The sequence below is a fragment of the Vibrio sp. ER1A genome (assembly GCF_000733315.1).
Lineage (GTDB): Bacteria > Pseudomonadota > Gammaproteobacteria > Enterobacterales > Vibrionaceae > Vibrio > Vibrio mediterranei.
The window spans coordinates 405,455-422,513 of sequence record NZ_JPJA01000092.1; the positions used below are offsets into that span (position 1 = coordinate 405,455).

A 17,059-nucleotide genomic window follows, 5' to 3' on the forward strand; every position below is an offset into this window, starting at 1 on the left:
AAATCAAAGGAATGTAATAACGTTATGACGATCGCTACGCTACGGACAGTATTAATCCCCTATACCGACCATCTCGAGTCGGATTTTCTCATGCTTAACGTCTGTGCTAAGAATAGAAAGCACATGAATGGCCCTCACACGCTGGCAAAAGCACGCACTATTTTTCAATCGATCTTAAGCGACCCTGATATTTATGCCATGGCAGTCTTGGACATTCGAACCCGGGACTATCTAGGTCATATATTTGTCGACAGGCATGCGAGTAGTGAAGGGGAACTGGGCTATATCTTTGATAAACAGTATTGGAATAAAGGTATTGCAACGGAAGTGTTGCGCGCGTTTATTCCTGACGTGGTTGCCACCTTGGGATTGAGTAAATTGACGGCGAATGTCGATACTGACCATGAACCTTCCATCAGACTACTTAAGAAGCTCGACTTTGAGCAAATAGGCCATGCAAAAGATGAACACGGCCCGTATTTGATCTTTCAATCTACATTCGGTGCGGTGGCAGATGAAAATTCAGAACATGAAAGCCTTTCATCAACAGCTTTCCTTGATAGTAGTCATCGCCCAGGGCTGAAAACTCAAATTCATAAATAGTATGCCAACCCCATCTACCGTTGGCATCTCTTAGCTTGTGTGCGCCGAACGACACGCTAAGCATCTGCAGATCCAATTCCTTGCAACGCCTACTTACCGCAGCTTTAGCAATTTCACCTTGTCGTCTTTGTTGCCAAAACAAAAAGCAAAATAAGCTCAATGCTAAGATCATCAGTAAATTGTCGATCACCGTTAGGTCTCCTTAGTGCATCCGGCCCTGCGTGGCACTTTGCTGAAGCGCAACTAAAGCCTGTGCTAGTTCAGGGGACGGACTAGAGTGCAACAGTGGCAGCAGAACCAAACGTAAACTTGGCATCATAACCAGATCGGCGAACAGCTGGTTGAATAGAGTCTGGTTTCCTGTTTGTGCCAGCCTAATCAGAAATTGCTCTGCCAGCGCTGGTGTCGTTAACGGTAACCAAGAGCGACCCGCGATTGCGATGAGAATTTCTTGATGACTGAGTGTCGCACTGGCCAAAATGGTAGTAATCAGCGACTCAAGTTGTTCCGGTTTTCCTCCAGATAAGGCACGGACATACGCGGATAGTAGGAACAGATCGGCGTACTCTGTCTCCGCCTCTTTTTGTGCCAATTCAAATAAGGTATCAGAAAGTTTTGCTGGAAGGGCAATATGCTCCAAGGCCCCAAGCAGAGCATATCTCGGCTCGTTAGCAATATGTCGTAAACTGGTTCTTACTAGTCGACTGTTATCATCAGTACTGAGACGAGCGGCAATGTCAGTAATACCTTGTAGACCGACAGTTTGCCAATTATCCCATCCCAGCTTACCGGCAAAATATTCTTGTGCATGCGTGTAGTATTGGCTGGTTGGTAGTGCTAACTCAGCACGAAGTACGCTATGAAACACGGCAAGCTTGTCGTCTTTTGGTTTGAACGTAAATGGATTATTAGCGAGCTTTTGTTGTTGCTCTTCACTCATTTCTTTACTCAGCCGACTCCCCATCGCTTCCATCACAAACTTAAGAAACTGGCCCACATCAGCCTGACTAAGTAGGCCACGCTCATCGAGGTTAAACTTCAGAAACCATATCCAAGGTTGTTTCTCCGCGTTCCAGTAGGCAATCGCAAACTGTGCCTGTCTTTGAATCGGATAAGGGTACGGTTGGCTTGCTTGCTCAACGTTGGCAAATTGATCATTGTCGATGCGCTGAACTCGTCGAGAAATATCATAAATGTGATATTCGCAGCCACTGTTTACCAGAAGGTCCGACAAAGTATGAATGGTATCCATGGAGTAATTCCTAGTACGGTTTGGGTATAGAACAATAGATGGTATTCTATCGCGAATTTTCAAGTCATTGGTTGCCAATTTCATCGAATGATGAGACCGCAATCTAACGAACGGCCTATTTACCATGAAGCTATTGCTCGTAGAGCTAAAAGAGTTGCTTAAAAAACATGCACTGTGGCAAACCCAAGAGCCAACAGCTAGTGCGATGAGCAGCCAACAACCTTTCTCTGTCGATACTTTGGAACCCCATGAGTGGCTACAATGGGTTTTTATTCAGCGTATTGAATCTATGATAAAGATGGGACAGCCATTACCGAAGGGCTTTGAGATCACTCCTTACTTTGAAGAGGTATGGAAGCTGCGCCCTGAGTATCAAGAAATAATCCTTGTATTAAAAAAACTGGATGATAATGCCAAATGACCGAAACCATGACTCTACCTGCCGTGGAACCACTAGAGATCGTTTATCAAGACCAATATTTAGTCGCGGTAAATAAACCTGCGGGTATGCTCGTGCATCGTTCGTGGCTTGATAAAAACGAAACACGTTTTGTCATGCAGACATTACGAGACCAAATTGGCCAACATGTATTCCCATTGCATCGCTTAGATCGACCAACGTCTGGCGTGTTATTATTTGCTCTGTCTAGTGAAGTCGCTTCACAGGCTATGCCGATGTTTGCTGAGCACAACATTGAGAAGACCTATCATGCCATCGTTCGAGGCTGGATCACTGAGGGTGATGTTCTCGATTACCCTCTTAAAGTGGAGCTTGACAAGATCGCCGATAAATTTGCTTCTCAAGACAAGGAAGCGCAGCCTGCAGTAACCGCTTATCAGCCATTGGCATCGGTTGAAGTGCCTTATTCAACAGGGCGATTCCCAACCAGTCGCTATTGCCTGGTCGAGATGAAACCTAAGACTGGTCGTAAACATCAACTCCGCCGACACATGCACCATCTGAGTCACCCGATTATTGGTGATACTAGTCATGGTGATGGCAAGCACAATCGTTTGTTTCGCGAACACTACGATTCGCACCGCCTATTGCTACACGCTTCTGAACTGAAGTTTGTTCATCCTATTACAGAGCTGGAAATAACCATTTCTGCAAACTTTGATGCGGTCTGGCAAAGTCTTATTGATGCTTTTGATTGGCAAGAGTGTGAAGCCATTCAGCAATACCATAGATAACGGGCTTAACTGGTCAAATAGTGGATTTCTTAATAGGTGAATTTTCGCTAAACTGGGAAATCAACCACAGGAGGAGTTATGCATTGTCCCTTTTGCACTGAAAATGATACAAAAGTTATCGACTCTAGGTTGGTAGCGGATGGCCACCAAGTGCGTCGTCGTCGTCAATGTTTGGCATGTAGTGAACGTTTCACCACCTTTGAAACGGCCGAACTGGTGATGCCTAAAGTCATCAAGTCTAACGGCAATCGTGAACCGTTTAATAAAGATAAAATGGTTGGCGGTATTCAGCGTGCTTTAGAAAAGCGTCCGGTAAGTGCAGACGCTATTGAACTTGCTATCAGTCATATTGAGTCACAACTTCGTGCGACTGGAGAGCGTGAAGTACCAAGTGAGATGATTGGTAACCTTGTTATGACTCAATTAAAAGAGTTGGATAAGGTCGCTTATATTCGCTTTGCCTCCGTTTATCGAAGCTTTGAAGATATTCGAGAGTTTGGAGAAGAAATCGCTCGTCTCGAAGACTGATCGACCCAGATGCATTTAGCCATAGATATGGAAAGTTATGAGCCACTTTAGCGCTATTGATTATCAAATGATGAGCCGTGCCTTAGAGCTCGCGAAAAGAGGGCGCTTTACCACTGCGCCTAATCCAAATGTAGGCTGCGTCATTACCTTAAATAACGAGGTGGTGGGAGAAGGCTATCATAAGAAAGCTGGTGAGCCACATGCGGAAGTTCATGCCTTAAGAATGGCAGCAGAGCGAGCCAAGGGCGCGACCGCTTATGTAACATTGGAGCCATGTTCACACTATGGACGAACACCGCCATGTGCTGAAGGGCTGATAAAAGCAGGGGTGTCTAAAGTCATTTGTGCCATGTCTGATCCTAATCCGCAAGTAGCTGGTCGAGGCTTCAATATGCTTCGTGAAGCCGGTATTGAGGTATCCGTTGGTCTTCTGGAACAAGATGCTCGAGCACTTAATCCTGGTTTCCTGAAGAAAATGGAAACGGGCATGCCATTTGTCCAACTTAAAATGGCAGCCAGCCTTGATGGACAAACGGCATTAGCCAATGGCAAAAGCCAATGGATTACTGGCCCCGAAGCACGTCGAGACGTTCAAGCGTATCGTGCCCAGTCAGGCGCGATTCTATCGACGAGTCAAACAGTCGTAGAAGATAACGCCTCTTTAAATGTGCGTTGGGATGAGCTGCCAAGTCATGTCACTGATGTAATTAAGCCTGATGAATTACGCCAACCTACTCGCGTGATTTTGGATAGACAAAATGCACTATCGAGAGAGCTGAAATTGTACCAATCTGAGGGTGATATTATTCGAGTGGCTCAGGCTGGTGGCGATCTTAACGTGACAATGAACTCAGCTAATCAACTGGATTTAGCTGAAACACTGCAAGGCTTGGCTAAAGACCAACAAATTAATCATGTATGGATAGAAGCTGGGGCAACGCTAGCAGGCTCGATGATTCAACAACAGCTCGTTGATGAGCTTATTGTGTATTTAGCACCTAAGCTTATGGGGGCCGATGGGCGAGGGCTTATTGGGGCACTTGGATTGACTGAGATGCAAGACGTCATCGAGATCGATATAAAAGATATTCGTATGGTGGGAAGCGACATTCGTATTGTCGCCACACCACAACTAAAGCAGAAGTAGAACAATGTTTACAGGAATTATTGAAGCGGTTGGCACACTGAAGGGTATCACTCCAAAAGGAGAAGATATCAGTATTCATGTTGAAGTGGGCAAACTGGACATGAGTGACGTAAAACTAGGAGACAGTATCGCGACGAATGGTGTCTGTCTTACGGTCACAAGCTTCACAGACAACAGTTACCATGCGGACTTATCCGTTGAGACGCTAAAGAAAACAGGCTTTGCTCACTACAGCGTTGGCGACAAAGTAAATCTAGAAAAAGCGATGCTACCAACGACACGATTTGGCGGGCACATCGTGTCTGGGCATGTGGATGGTGTTGGAGAAATTGTGGACCGACAACAAGTTGGTCGCGCCATAGAGTTTTGGGTGCAGATGCCATCTGAGCTAGGCAAGTATGTAGCGGAAAAAGGTTCTATTACCGTAGATGGGATCAGTCTGACGGTCAACGACGTTCGCAAAGATGCCTTTAAACTGACGATTGTGCCTCATACATCTGAAGAAACGACCATCGACAACTTTCATGTTGGCCGAAAAATTAATTTAGAAGTGGATGTCCTAGCTCGTTATATGGAACGATTGCTGCAATCGAAAGCCAGTGACGAATCTGAGTCTCGAATTACCATGGACTTCCTACAACAAAACGGCTTCGCTTAAAATCTGACGCAAAGCTTGATGCCCAACGAACCAATACAGGAATGTGAAATGCCAATTAGTACGCCGCAAGAAATCATTGAAGACATTCGCCTTGGGAAAATGGTTATCCTAATGGACGATGAAGACCGTGAGAATGAAGGTGACCTTATTATGGCCGCTGAACATATCACACCAGAAGCCATTAACTTTATGGCGACTCATGGACGTGGATTGATCTGCTTAACCATGACAAAGAGCCGTTGTGAAGCACTAGGCTTACCACCTATGGTTCAAGACAACAACGCGCAGTACACCACTAACTTTACTGTGTCTATTGAAGCTGCGGAAGGCGTAACCACTGGTATCTCTGCGGCAGATCGCGCACGTACAGTTCAGGCCGCAGTTGCAAAAGACGCAAAGGCTGCAGACTTAGTGCAACCAGGACACATTTTCCCACTGGCGGCTCAAGATGGTGGTGTGTTAACTCGCGCTGGTCATACTGAAGCTGGCTGCGATCTGGCAAAACTCGCGGGTTTTGAGCCTGCTTCTGTGATTGTCGAGATTCTTAATGACGATGGCACTATGTCGCGTCGTCCCGACTTAGAGATTTTCGCCGAAAAACACAACATTAAGCTCGGAACGATTGCCGACCTTATCGAGTATCGTAACAATAACGAGACCACAATTGAGCGCGTTGCTGCGTGTCATTTGCCGACTGAATTTGGTGACTTTGAGCTAGTGACCTACCGTGACACTATCGACAATCAAATCCACTACGCGATGTGTGCTGGTGATTTGACGGCTAGCACTCCATTAGTTCGCGTACATTTGCAAGACACCTTCACTGATATTTTACGCTCAAATAGAAACTCCGATCGCAGCTGGACTTTGGACAAAGCGATGAAGCGCATTGGAAAAGAAGGTGGTGTACTGGTGATTCTTGGTAATGAAGAAAGCACTGAGGCTATTGTTCACAAGATCAAGGTATTCGAGCAACAAGACAATGGCTCAGCACCGACCATGGCTAAAAAACAAGGCACATCACGCCGAGTAGGCGTAGGGTCGCAGATTCTCGCGGATCTTGGTGTACATGAAATGAAGCTTCTGTCTTCGGCGGATAAAAAGTATCACGCACTGGGTGGCTTTGGTCTAAGTGTCACTGAATACATTACTGAGTAATTTATCCAAGCCTTTGCTTATGAAACGCAAAGGCTTTTTCTTTTTCGTCGCGCCGCAACCGATTTCAAGTATTGTGAAAGCAGTGTTTGACTAAAGTTAGCGGTGGATATTAATAATTGAGTTGTGCTAGAATCCGGCGATTCTCGCGCGATGAACATAGTTTATAAGGAAAGCATATGAAAGTTATCGAGGGTGGCTTCCCAGCACCGAACGCAAAGATTGCTATTGTAATTTCTCGTTTCAATAGTTTTATCAATGAAAGCCTATTATCTGGTGCTATCGATACTTTAAAACGTCACGGCCAAGTGAGTGAAGACAACATCACTGTTGTTCGCTGTCCTGGTGCGGTAGAGCTACCATTGGTTGCTCAGCGAGTTGCTAAAACAGGTAAGTTTGATGCAATCGTGTCTTTGGGTACAGTAATTCGTGGCGGTACACCACATTTCGACTATGTTTGTAGTGAGTGTAATAAAGGTCTTGCGCAAGTGTCTCTGGAATATAGCCTACCAGTAGCATTTGGTGTATTGACTGTTGATACTATCGATCAAGCAATTGAGCGTGCCGGAACCAAGGCTGGTAATAAAGGTGCAGAGGCTGCACTAAGCGCGCTTGAAATGATCAACGTTCTTTCTGAAATCGATTCCTAATGGGGGCCAGTGTGAAACCAGCCGCACGTCGTAATGCACGTCAATTTGCTCTGCAAGCAATTTATTCTTGGCAAATTACTAAAGAAAATGTTGCCACTGTTGAAGAACAGTTCTTATCAGGTGGTAAGTATGATGAAGAAGAACATCATGCTGCTGAGCCTGCGTTGACTGCGCCAGAGACTGACGTTGTATATTTCCGTGATTTGCTCACGGGTGTCGCGTTGAATCACACGGAACTAGACAGCAAGTTACGTCCGTTCGTTTCTCGTCCAATGCAAGATCTAGACATGATGGAGCTTGCGCTTCTTCGTCTAGCTATGTACGAAATGACGAGCCGCGAAGACGTACCTTACAAAGTGGTTATCAACGAAGCTATTGAGCTTGCGAAAGTATTCGCAGCAGAAGACAGCCACAAGTTCGTTAATGGTGTTCTAGATAAAGCAGCACCTCACGTTCGCAAAAAGTAACGATTAACGTTTGTCTATTCGTAAAAAGGTCAGCAAATTGCTGGCCTTTTTTATATACTCTTCTCACCTTTCCAGCACAAAGCCTACAAGATGTCCGGTGAATTTAGTTTAATCGACAAGTACTTCGCGCATAAACAGCAGCAACGCAAAGACGTGGTTTTAGCACAAGGTGATGATTGTGCCATTGTCGCCCCTCCAGCTGACAGTCACATCGCCATTAGCACTGATACCTTAGTATCCGGTACTCACTTTCTCGCTGACGCCGATCCGGCTTGGATTGCACATAAGGCACTTGCCTCGAATATCAGTGATTTAGCTGCAATGGGTGCATCACCTGCTTGGGTCTCCATGGGGATCTCATTACCAGAAGTGAACGAACGCTGGCTTGAGCGTTTTTGCAGTGCGTTTTTCTCGTTAGCAGACTACTACGGTATCCAGCTCATCGGCGGCGACACCACAAAAGGACCGCTGGCGATTACTCTTACTGTGCAAGGCACACTGCCACAAGGCAAAGCTTTGACTCGAAGTGGGGCAAGTTCTGGAGACTGGGTATATGTGACAGGCCACCTCGGTGATGCCAAAGCTGGCCTTGATGTGATTCTGGAAAAAAACATCAGCGCGAATACCGAGCTCAACCGCGAATTAGAAAAGCGCCACTTTGAGGCGACGCCGAGAGTGCTTGCAGGCATTACCCTTCGCGATATCGCTTCTGCCGCGATTGATATCTCTGATGGCCTTATTTCTGACTTAGGGCATATTTTAAAGCGCTCAGACGTTGGCGCCCGTATTGATGTCGACTTGCTGCCTGTTTCGTCTGAACTCAAGCAATTCGTTGAGTCTGATGACATCGCAAAGCAGTACGCATTAACTAGCGGTGAAGAGTATGAACTCTGCTTTACGGTGCCGGAAGCCAACAGAGGGCAACTAGAGATCGCGTTATCAAATACGCCATTTACCTGTATTGGACAAATAACGGGCACCGGCTATCTTGATCTACATTCTAACGACCAACCACTTGACTGGCAGTTGGGTGGATTCGACCACTTTAAGGTGAGCCAATGAGTAACCCCCTTGACTTAATCTCTTTGAAAAACCCTTGGCATTTGCTTGCGACTGGCTTTGGCAGTGGTCTATCGCCTGTTGTACCCGGTACTATGGGGACACTGGCAGCGATTCCGTTATATCTACTGTTAGCACAATTGCCTTTGAGCATGTACCTTATCGCGGTTTTACTGTCTTGTATTATCGGTATCAAAATCTGCCAAGTGACCTCTGATGATATGGGGGTGCACGATCATGGCTCCATCGTATGGGACGAGTTCGCTGGATTTTGGATCACCATGGCGATAGTCCCGGCACTCAAATTGCCGATTGACGATTGGAAATGGTTACTGACAGGCTTTGTGCTATTCCGTTTCTTCGATATGGTAAAACCATGGCCAATCGGTTGGCTCGATAAGCGTGTTCATGGTGGCTTAGGTATCATGATTGACGACATTGTAGCGGGTGTGATGGCCGGTATTTCACTTTACCTGGTCGGACGACTAACGGGTTGGGTTTAATAACATATTGTAATTAAACAATAAAATAAACGTGCCTTTCGAAAGGCACGTTTGAATGACAAAGCTTTACTATACGTTTAGTCAAAAGTTGCTATGATTGCGGCCTCTTTTAGTTTTGTAACAATTGGTATGTTCAGCAATCTACGTCTCTTCATCAATTCTTTTCTAGTAATGGCAAATACGGCTGTGACTGCATTCGTAGTTTGCACATTCTCGATCATCAAATTACTACTGCCACTGAAATTCGTTCAGACATTGATGACCAGCCTATCTAACAAACAGATGTGGCTTTGGGCGACGATTAACTTATGGCTGCTAAACCTGAACAACAACATTGAATGGGACGTTGAAGGTGGTGACGATCTGACGCCAGACCAATGGTATATGTTGTTGTCTAACCATTTGAGCTGGGCTGACATTGTTATCATCACATCCGTGATGAAAAACAGAATGCCAATGTGCAAATTTTTACTAAAACAAAGCTTACTGTATGTGCCTTTTGTTGGTCTTGCTTGTTGGGGCTTGGATATGCCATTTATGAAGCGACACTCGCAGGCCTATCTGGTTAAGCACCCCGAACGACGCAATGATGACTTTAATGCGATTCGCAAGGCTTGTAAAAAGTTTGAGCACGTGCCAACAACGATGATCAGCTTTGTTGAAGGGACGCGATATAGCGAAGAAAAGTTGGCGACGGTTAAAACACCTTATCGACACCTATTGAAGCCAAAAACAGGTGGTGTAGCGTTCACACTTAACGCCATGAACCATTTGTTGGATGGGGTCGTTGATATCACACTGGCGTACCCAGAAAATCGAGAAGACCCATTTAATGATTTGTTGAAGGGTAAGTTGACGAAAGTTGTCGTTAAAATCGATGTATATCAGATGGACGAAAACCTCAACGGTGATTACTTCAACGACAAAGTCTTCAAACGTCGCTTCCACAATTGGCTCAACGATGTATGGAAACGCAAAGATGAAAAATTGGAAGCTATCTATTCGCAGAGCTAATAATAAGTAACAAGAATACAAAAAGGGTCTACCAGTTGGTAGACCCTTTTTAATATCAATACATTAGGTTATCAATGCAGACTACCCAACCGGTAGTCTTGGAATGACTCGACAGCACCTTTCTGCTTCATTGATTAACACAGAAACAGCATGTGTATGGTAATTCTCTCCGCTCTTCCAAACGGTTTCTCCGAATATCTGACACAACTCAAAATCAGAAATAGTTCCCTTCATTTCTTGGTAGGCGACGGCAGAGATGATTTTCTGTTCCAATGATTCTGGACAGGATTCAACACGCCAACGACTCACTTGAATATTCGGCAAAGCACACTCCTTGTGGTCATATTTTCGTCATCAAAGCCACAGTAACACTATGAATTTACAGGATCAAGTTGATCTTGCTCACAGTTTTTTGGGGCTATTAACGTGCCAGTCGTAACCTATTGTAAACGCGCGAACTTATTCTTATTTGGTTAATACTTAATCATTAAAATAGTTTTTTGCGAGTGATATAACGTTTGAGTTAAATGGTTTTCTGTACGGTTTCTATGTCGGACTCTGATTTGAAAGATCTTAATAGAGCGATCAGCTCTGGTAATAGCCAAAGTGAAGAAACATACAGTGCATATTCGGCAAGAAGCCCAACAAGCGCCGTGCCGACAGCAGTTTCTGTTCCTACATAATGAGGTAGTACGTAGCTAAGAAGTAGGTAGGTAAAGACGGCGTAGCTGACAGTAAGCCATAAAGGGTCACGGCTATTTTCAGAGAGCTTGTTAGGTTTAGATTGGTGTTCAGAACGTGGTTGATTATCCTTAATCATGGACGGTGTTTCCTATTTATCCGTTACGCCTAAGACATTCAAACATCGTAGTCGCAGTTCACAAGAATACTCGACGACTAATTAGAGCAATCTCATAATTCTATCAATTAGTATTGTTAAGAATGAACCTCGCTCACAATTACTCGATAAACAACATGGATCCAAGTATCTAGTTTTTTTCGTGATGATCTCTCATTTTAGAGTATTGATTCTAATTGTAATGGTTTGCCGACTACACTTTGAGATAACTATTAGAGCTCGCATATCGGATGCGATAGACGATTAGACAGAGGATACAAGGATGGATTATCAACGCATTAAAGTAACTAGGGACGAGCATGTCGTGATTGTCAGCTTAAACAGGGCGGATAAGCTTAATGGCGTCGACATGATTATGTTTAATGAGTTGATTCATGTGAGCAAAGCGCTTCGTAACGACCGAACGCTGAGGGCAGTTATCCTGACGGGAAGTGAAGGCAACTTTAGCTCAGGACTCGATTTCAAATCTATGATGAAAAACAAGAGCTTTGCTGCAAGACTCTTGTTTAAGTGGCTTCCTGGCCAATCAAATCGTGCACAACAAGTGAGCAGTAATTGGCGAAAGCTATCCGTTCCTGTTATTGCTGTAATCGAAGGATATTGCTGGGGAGCGGGTATGCAAATCGCGCTGGGAGCCGATTTTAGATTCTGTGCGCCTAATGCCAACCTGTCAATCATGGAGTCGCGGATGGGATTAATCTCAGATATGGCCGGGTCCATTGCACTTAGAGAAATCATGCCGAAGGACAAAGCGATGCGAATCTCGATATGTGCAACAGAACTTGACGCTAAAACAGCATTATCTATGGGACTAGTGACTGAAGTTAGCGATGACCCTATGAAAGAGGCATTGGCACTTTGCACTCAAATCGCCCAAAAATCCCCGGATGTGACTGCCGCTATGAAGCATATGTACACTCGTTATTGGACCGCACCAGCATGGAAACTTTTGGCGTATGAAACTTATAGCCAGATACGCATTATGCTGGGGAGAAATTTCGTTCGTGTACAGCAGGCTTTGAAAAAGAAAACATCGCCACAATTCGAGCCAAGACAGCGTCACTGGTAAGTTCAACTATTTACGATCTCCACTTCTTATGATCAATGTAACGTGGCTGTGCTCTCGCCAGCCACGCCCATAGCGTTCATCTCTGCTTAACATTCAAAGTTAATTTACTCGCATCAAATGCCTCTCCTTTTGTTTTTAAAACGCAGTTTCAAAACCAGATCTAGTTCAAGATTTAACCGTTAATTTTCCAATTTTAAGGATCAGTGATCACGTCTATGTGTGTTCGTATGTGAATGATATTGATCATATAGGAACGACTGTTACTATTAAAAGCATAAATTACGGTTAAGGAAAGTTATGTTAACGAAGTATTCAGCGAACCCCAGAGACGTGAAAAAGTACTCTACTGCACAACTGCGTGATGAGTTCTTGATCGACGAGCTATTCATACCATCTCGGGTATCGGTGGCGTATAGCCATATTGACCGAGCGGTTGCTTTAGGGATTTGTCCTCAAGATAAATCATTGATTTTAGAGGAGTGGATAGATAGTAAGTCGTTCGGTACCGAGTTTTTTCTTGAACGAAGAGAGCTTGGGTTAGCTTGCTTAGAAGGGGCCGTAAAAGTAACCGTAGATACAAAAACGTTCAATTTAAATGCTATGGATGTGCTTTATGTCGGCCTAGGCTCAAAGACAATTGAGATAGAGAAAGTAGAAGGTGACGCGACAGTTTACGGATTAAGTGCACCAGCGCACAAATCGCTACCCACAAGGGTAATTCCTCAGAGTGAGGCTCGCGTGGTAGAACTTGGTTCAATAGAGACGGCAAACCAGCGCGTCATTAACCAATACCTACACCCGGATGTGATAGAAACCTGTCAGCTATGTTTAGGAATCACTCATTTAGCACCGGGTAGCGTTTGGAACACGATGCCTGCACATACTCACGAACGTCGAATGGAAGCGTATGTGTATTTCAATATCAAGCCGGAACAAGCCGTGTTTCATATGATGGGTGAACCTACTGAAACTCGTCACATTCTAGTTAGAGATAAACAACTCGTACTGTCACCAAGTTGGTCGATTCATTCGGGGTGTGGTACGCAAAACTATAGCTTTGTTTGGGGAATGTTAGGTGAAAATCAAACATTCGACGATATGGACTTTATTCCAATGGATACATTGGCTTAGTTGATACTAATAGGAAATTAACATGAACAAAACTCTGAAAAATGTACTTCTTACTACCGTAGCGGGCGCAGCAGTCACAGTATCATCAATGACATTTGCAGCAACGGAAATCAAAGCGGCATTTAACCAATCTGACAAGCACCCTCAATATTTGGCTTTGGAAGGGTTTGGTAAACAGTTAGAAGCGGAAACGGATGGTCGTTACAAAGTTACTATTTATCCCAATGCACTGCTCGGCGATCAACGTGCGTCGTTGGAGTTGGTTCAAGCTGGCGCAGTGCAAATGGCAGTCGTAGCAAACCCGTTGGTAGAAAACTATGACAATACCTTCACTGCAATCGGCATGCCTTTCGCTTATACCGGTATTGAGCATCAAGAAAAAGTGTTTACTTCCGGAGCTCTAGACAAGCTATTTGCCTCTACCAAAAAGTTTGGTTTTGAAGTATTGACGGCTTATACCGCTGGTTCTCGTAACGTTTATACCAAGGGGCATAACGTTAAGTCCGTCGAGGATATGAAAGGTCAGAAAATCCGCGTGATGCAGTCGAATACTATGGTAGAGATGCTAGGGTGCATGGGCGGCACTGGTGTACCGATGAGTCAAGGTGAAGTGTATACCGCGGTTCAACAAGGTGTCCTTGACGGCGGTGAGAATAATGAAATTACTTATGCCGATATGAAGCACTATGAAGTGGCTCCTTACTTTAGCAAAACTTCTCACTTGATGGTGCCTGACTTAGTTGTTATTAGCGACGACTTCATCAATTCAATGTCGAAGGAAGACCAAGCGACGATTCGTCGTTTAGCTAAAGAGTCGACTGTTGACGAGTTTGCTAAATGGAATGCTCAAATTGGTAAAGCTCGTGCGTTAGCGGAGGAGAATGGTGCGACCTTTATTGATGTCGACGTGAGACAATTCCAGGAAAGCTGCAAACCTCTACAGCAAAAATTGATTAAAACTGACGCACAGAAAGAATTAACTAAGGCGATCAGTGAACTGAGCTAATTAAGAAGGAGTTAGGCGCCAAGCCTAACTCCTTTTTTGCAAGGAAAAGTCTAGTGGAAAAGTTGTTAGTCTGGACAGATAAGTTCAAGAAAATCATCGACTGGGTAGTGGAACGAGCTTGTATCGCTATTATGGCATTCTTGACAGTTCTTGTTACCTATCAGGTCGTTACTCGTTATGTCTTCAATAGTCCAAGTGCGGTAAGTGAAGTGCTGTCACGATACATGTTTGTCTGGTTGGTGTTGATTGGTGGGGCTTATGTGTTTGGCTTGAGAGAACATATGGCTATTACCTATGTACGAGATAAGTTCTCGCCGAAAATAGGCATACTGGTTGATATTTTCACTGAATGGACAATTGCTATATTTGCTTTCGTGGTTATGTGGCAAGGCGGATTCAAAGCGTCCGTTCGTCAAATGTGGCAGTTAGATTCGACCTTAGAAGTGCCAATGGGTGTTATTTACTCGGCATTACCTATTGCCGGAGTGCTTATTCTTGTTTATTTCGTTATCAACCAACTGAAACTAATACATCAGTTTCAGCAACTTAGTGTAAAAGGATAGACATATGGATGCTGCTACCCTCGCTGCCCTTATTATGTTCGGCGGCGCTATCATTCTACTCGTTTTAGGTGCGCCGATAGGTATTAGTATTGGATTGCCTTCATTTGTTGCCATGGTCAGTATTCTGCCTTTAGCAGGCGCTACGACGACAGCCGCCCAACGAATGTTCACGGGTTTGGATAGTTTTGCATTGCTAGCGATACCGTTTTTCATTTTAGCGGGCAATATTATGAATAACGGTGGCATAGCCATACGACTCATTAATTGCTCGCGCATAGTAACGGGTTATTTTCCTGGAGCATTAGCCCAAACTAATGTGGTCTCCAATATGTTGTTTGGTTCAATCAGTGGCTCTGGCGTTGCTTCGGCAGCTGCGATTGGTGGAATTATGAACCCTATTCAAGAGAAGGAAGGGTACGACTCGCCATTTAGAACAGCGGTAAATATTGCATCTGCTCCAACTGGAATGTTGATTCCACCAAGTAACACGTTAATTGTTTATGCGACAGTCGCTGGTTCGGTATCTATTTCAGCACTCTTTATGGGCGGTTATTTGCCCGGCTTACTCTGGGGTGGTGGCGTTATGCTAGTGGCAGGGTTTATGGCCTATCGCCGTGGATATATGTCGAAACATGTGATGAGCCTTTCTGAGCGCGCCAAACTATTTATTGATGCAATACCTAGTTTGTCATTAGTGGTGGTAGTGATAGGAGGTATTCTCGCAGGCATCTTTACACCGACAGAAGCTTCAGCTATTGCGGTCGTTTACTCTTTGGCGCTTGGGTTTATATACAAAGCTCTGAAAGTTGAACAGCTCCCAAGTATTTTGTTGTCGACTGCCAAGTTAACTGCGATTGTCATCTTTATGATAGCCGCTTCGTCAATCATGTCGTGGGTAATGGCGTTTACGCAAATTCCTGGAGCTATAGCCGATGCTTTGTTGTCGTTAACCAATAACCCGATTGTGATCCTTCTAATCATCAATGTGATTTTATTATTTGTAGGGACCTTTATGGATCCCACGCCAGCGGTATTAATTTTCACACCCATCTTTCTACCGATTTGTATGAATTTGGGTATGGATCCAGTCCAGTTTGGTATTTTGTTGGTGTTTAACTTGTCACTTGGCACCATAACACCACCAGTTGGACCAATACTATTTACTGGTTGTAAGGTTAGCGATATCAAAATTGACCATGTGATCAAAACGCTGCTACCATTCTTTGCGGTGATATTTTTGGTACTAATGGCAGTGACTTATATCCCGGCAATTTCGATGACGATCCCACAAATGATGGGCTTAGTGAAATAAGGAGCAGGTACTTGGAAAAAGTTGTTCGGCAGGAGTATAACGCCCCAGCCTTAGAGAAAGGGTTGGATATACTGGAGTTGCTAGCAAGTTCAGCTGAACCCATGTCAAAGAAACAGATCGCAGAGATGGTCGGTCGTAGTGTGGGAGAGATTTTCCGAGTACTTTCTGTGTTGGCTCGTCGTGGTTATGTGACCTTTAATGAAGATAGCGGTAAATATATGTTTTCTATGCAGATGTTTACCGTTGCTAATCAGTACCCACCTCAGTCTCAACTGCTAAATATCGCCAAGCCATTAATGAAAATGGTGAGTGAAAAAGTCAATCAATCATGCCACGTTTCATGGTATGACAATCAGCATCTGGTGGTGATCGGAAGGGAAGAGAGTCCATATAAGATGGGCTTTAGCCTCAAGATTGGCGCTAAGTTAGACGTATGTTCATCCGGCTCTGGAATCGTACTGTTGAGCTTTAGTGATGAACTCACAAGAGAGAAAATACTCAAGCAGAGTGGTGCAACTGATTACGAAATAGAACAAGCGAACGCTTTACTCAATCAGACCAAGAATCAAGGTTACTTTATTGGTCCCAGTCCACAAATTTCGGGTATTACTAATATCAGTGTGCCGATCTTTACGGGCAGTGAGATGTTGGCTGTGTTGACTGTTCCATATGTCACTTTAGACTCTGATGCAGTTCATCATGCTGTAGATAGTATTGAAACGACAAAGAACGAGTTAGTCGCTATTTGCCAATCAATCAGTCATCAGTTAACGCCTCAAGTGTAATCCTTTCAAAGGCGTGTGGTTATTTCATAGATAGCGACATGCCTTTACTCTTCTTAGGTCTAATTGTTCAATAATGCCTCTGAAATCATCAAGACCACGCTAGA

22 protein-coding genes are annotated in these 17,059 nt (G+C 44.4%); 18 read left to right on the forward strand and 4 right to left on the reverse strand.

The window, feature by feature from the left end:
* Positions 1 to 90 precede the first annotated feature (90 nt).
* Positions 91 to 603, forward strand: a complete 513-nt coding sequence (locus HW45_RS20285) for a GNAT family N-acetyltransferase (RefSeq protein WP_235225513.1) — start codon at positions 91 to 93, stop codon at positions 601 to 603.
* Here HW45_RS20285 and HW45_RS29025 read toward each other — a convergent pair.
* Positions 494 to 793 carry a DUF3301 domain-containing protein gene (locus tag HW45_RS29025; RefSeq protein WP_081875866.1) on the reverse strand — a complete coding sequence of 100 codons (300 nt, stop codon included), beginning with the start codon at positions 791 to 793 and terminating at the stop codon, positions 494 to 496. The two genes, HW45_RS20285 and HW45_RS29025, sit on opposite strands and share 110 nt — an antisense overlap.
* Positions 794 to 805: 12 nt before the next feature.
* Positions 806 to 1,855, reverse strand: coding sequence for a DUF3549 family protein (locus HW45_RS20290; protein WP_038229272.1), 1,050 nt, complete (start codon positions 1,853 to 1,855; stop codon positions 806 to 808).
* Between the two features lie 124 nt (positions 1,856 to 1,979).
* On the opposite strand from HW45_RS20290, the gene HW45_RS20295 reads away from it, so the two are divergent.
* From HW45_RS20295 to HW45_RS20345, 11 genes are all read left to right on the forward strand, one after another.
* Positions 1,980 to 2,276 (forward strand): YqcC family protein, encoded by a 297-nt coding sequence (locus HW45_RS20295; RefSeq protein WP_038229273.1) that lies wholly within the window; start codon positions 1,980 to 1,982, stop codon positions 2,274 to 2,276.
* The gene (gene truC / locus HW45_RS20300; RefSeq protein ID WP_051868249.1) at positions 2,273 to 3,049 is read left to right on the forward strand and encodes a tRNA pseudouridine(65) synthase TruC; all 777 of its coding nucleotides are present in this window, start codon (positions 2,273 to 2,275) and stop codon (positions 3,047 to 3,049) included. Before HW45_RS20295 ends, truC begins: the two co-directional genes overlap by 4 nt.
* Before the next feature lie 78 nt (positions 3,050 to 3,127).
* The gene (nrdR, locus tag HW45_RS20305) at positions 3,128 to 3,577 is read left to right on the forward strand and encodes a transcriptional regulator NrdR (RefSeq protein ID WP_006069872.1); all 450 of its coding nucleotides are present in this window, start codon (positions 3,128 to 3,130) and stop codon (positions 3,575 to 3,577) included.
* 37 nt (positions 3,578 to 3,614) lie between these two features.
* Positions 3,615 to 4,724 (forward strand): bifunctional diaminohydroxyphosphoribosylaminopyrimidine deaminase/5-amino-6-(5-phosphoribosylamino)uracil reductase RibD, encoded by a 1,110-nt coding sequence (gene ribD, locus HW45_RS20310; RefSeq protein ID WP_038229275.1) that lies wholly within the window; start codon positions 3,615 to 3,617, stop codon positions 4,722 to 4,724.
* Between the two features lie 4 nt (positions 4,725 to 4,728).
* The gene (locus HW45_RS20315) at positions 4,729 to 5,382 is read left to right on the forward strand and encodes a riboflavin synthase (RefSeq protein ID WP_038229276.1); all 654 of its coding nucleotides are present in this window, start codon (positions 4,729 to 4,731) and stop codon (positions 5,380 to 5,382) included.
* Positions 5,383 to 5,430: 48 nt separating this feature from the next.
* Positions 5,431 to 6,540, forward strand: a complete 1,110-nt coding sequence (ribBA, locus tag HW45_RS20320; RefSeq protein ID WP_031493350.1) for a bifunctional 3,4-dihydroxy-2-butanone-4-phosphate synthase/GTP cyclohydrolase II — start codon at positions 5,431 to 5,433, stop codon at positions 6,538 to 6,540.
* Between the two features lie 176 nt (positions 6,541 to 6,716).
* A complete protein-coding gene (gene ribH, locus HW45_RS20325; protein WP_004415274.1) occupies positions 6,717 to 7,187 on the forward strand; it encodes a 6,7-dimethyl-8-ribityllumazine synthase in 471 nt (156 codons plus the stop codon).
* Positions 7,187 to 7,654 carry a transcription antitermination factor NusB gene (gene nusB / locus HW45_RS20330; RefSeq protein ID WP_006069876.1) on the forward strand — a complete coding sequence of 156 codons (468 nt, stop codon included), beginning with the start codon at positions 7,187 to 7,189 and terminating at the stop codon, positions 7,652 to 7,654. Before ribH ends, nusB begins: the two co-directional genes overlap by 1 nt.
* A 90-nt stretch (positions 7,655 to 7,744) precedes the next feature.
* Positions 7,745 to 8,716, forward strand: coding sequence for a thiamine-phosphate kinase (gene thiL / locus HW45_RS20335; RefSeq protein WP_038229278.1), 972 nt, complete (start codon positions 7,745 to 7,747; stop codon positions 8,714 to 8,716).
* Complete coding sequence (gene pgpA, locus HW45_RS20340) at positions 8,713 to 9,216, forward strand: phosphatidylglycerophosphatase A (protein WP_038229280.1); 504 nt, start codon at positions 8,713 to 8,715, stop codon at positions 9,214 to 9,216. Before thiL ends, pgpA begins: the two co-directional genes overlap by 4 nt.
* Before the next feature lie 129 nt (positions 9,217 to 9,345).
* Positions 9,346 to 10,230: an acyltransferase gene (locus tag HW45_RS20345; protein ID WP_038221894.1), complete on the forward strand. Its 885-nt coding sequence runs from the start codon at positions 9,346 to 9,348 to the stop codon at positions 10,228 to 10,230.
* A gap of 81 nt (positions 10,231 to 10,311) precedes the next feature.
* Here HW45_RS20345 and HW45_RS20350 read toward each other — a convergent pair whose 3' ends face one another.
* On the reverse strand, positions 10,312 to 10,554 hold the full coding sequence (locus HW45_RS20350; protein WP_038167169.1) for a hypothetical protein: 243 nt from the start codon (positions 10,552 to 10,554) through the stop codon (positions 10,312 to 10,314).
* Positions 10,555 to 10,753: 199 nt separating this feature from the next.
* On the reverse strand, positions 10,754 to 11,050 hold the full coding sequence (locus tag HW45_RS20355) for a hypothetical protein (protein ID WP_038229282.1): 297 nt from the start codon (positions 11,048 to 11,050) through the stop codon (positions 10,754 to 10,756).
* 301 nt (positions 11,051 to 11,351) lie between these two features.
* On the opposite strand from HW45_RS20355, the gene HW45_RS20360 reads away from it, so the two are divergent.
* The 6 genes from HW45_RS20360 (at position 11,352) to HW45_RS20385 (ending at position 16,955) form a co-directional block, all read left to right on the forward strand.
* The gene (locus HW45_RS20360; protein ID WP_038229284.1) at positions 11,352 to 12,158 is read left to right on the forward strand and encodes a crotonase/enoyl-CoA hydratase family protein; all 807 of its coding nucleotides are present in this window, start codon (positions 11,352 to 11,354) and stop codon (positions 12,156 to 12,158) included.
* Positions 12,159 to 12,455: 297 nt separating this feature from the next.
* Entirely contained in the window at positions 12,456 to 13,289 is an 834-nt protein-coding gene (gene kduI / locus HW45_RS20365; RefSeq protein WP_038229286.1) for a 5-dehydro-4-deoxy-D-glucuronate isomerase, read from the forward strand.
* A 22-nt stretch (positions 13,290 to 13,311) separates the two neighbouring features.
* Positions 13,312 to 14,295, forward strand: coding sequence for a TRAP transporter substrate-binding protein (locus HW45_RS20370; RefSeq protein ID WP_200874592.1), 984 nt, complete (start codon positions 13,312 to 13,314; stop codon positions 14,293 to 14,295).
* 53 nt (positions 14,296 to 14,348) lie between these two features.
* Positions 14,349 to 14,858: a TRAP transporter small permease gene (locus tag HW45_RS20375; RefSeq protein ID WP_081875867.1), complete on the forward strand. Its 510-nt coding sequence runs from the start codon at positions 14,349 to 14,351 to the stop codon at positions 14,856 to 14,858.
* A gap of 4 nt (positions 14,859 to 14,862) precedes the next feature.
* Positions 14,863 to 16,170: a TRAP transporter large permease gene (locus HW45_RS20380; RefSeq protein ID WP_038229290.1), complete on the forward strand. Its 1,308-nt coding sequence runs from the start codon at positions 14,863 to 14,865 to the stop codon at positions 16,168 to 16,170.
* A gap of 11 nt (positions 16,171 to 16,181) precedes the next feature.
* On the forward strand, positions 16,182 to 16,955 hold the full coding sequence (locus HW45_RS20385) for an IclR family transcriptional regulator (RefSeq protein ID WP_038229292.1): 774 nt from the start codon (positions 16,182 to 16,184) through the stop codon (positions 16,953 to 16,955).
* The last annotated feature ends 104 nt before the right edge of the window (positions 16,956 to 17,059 follow it).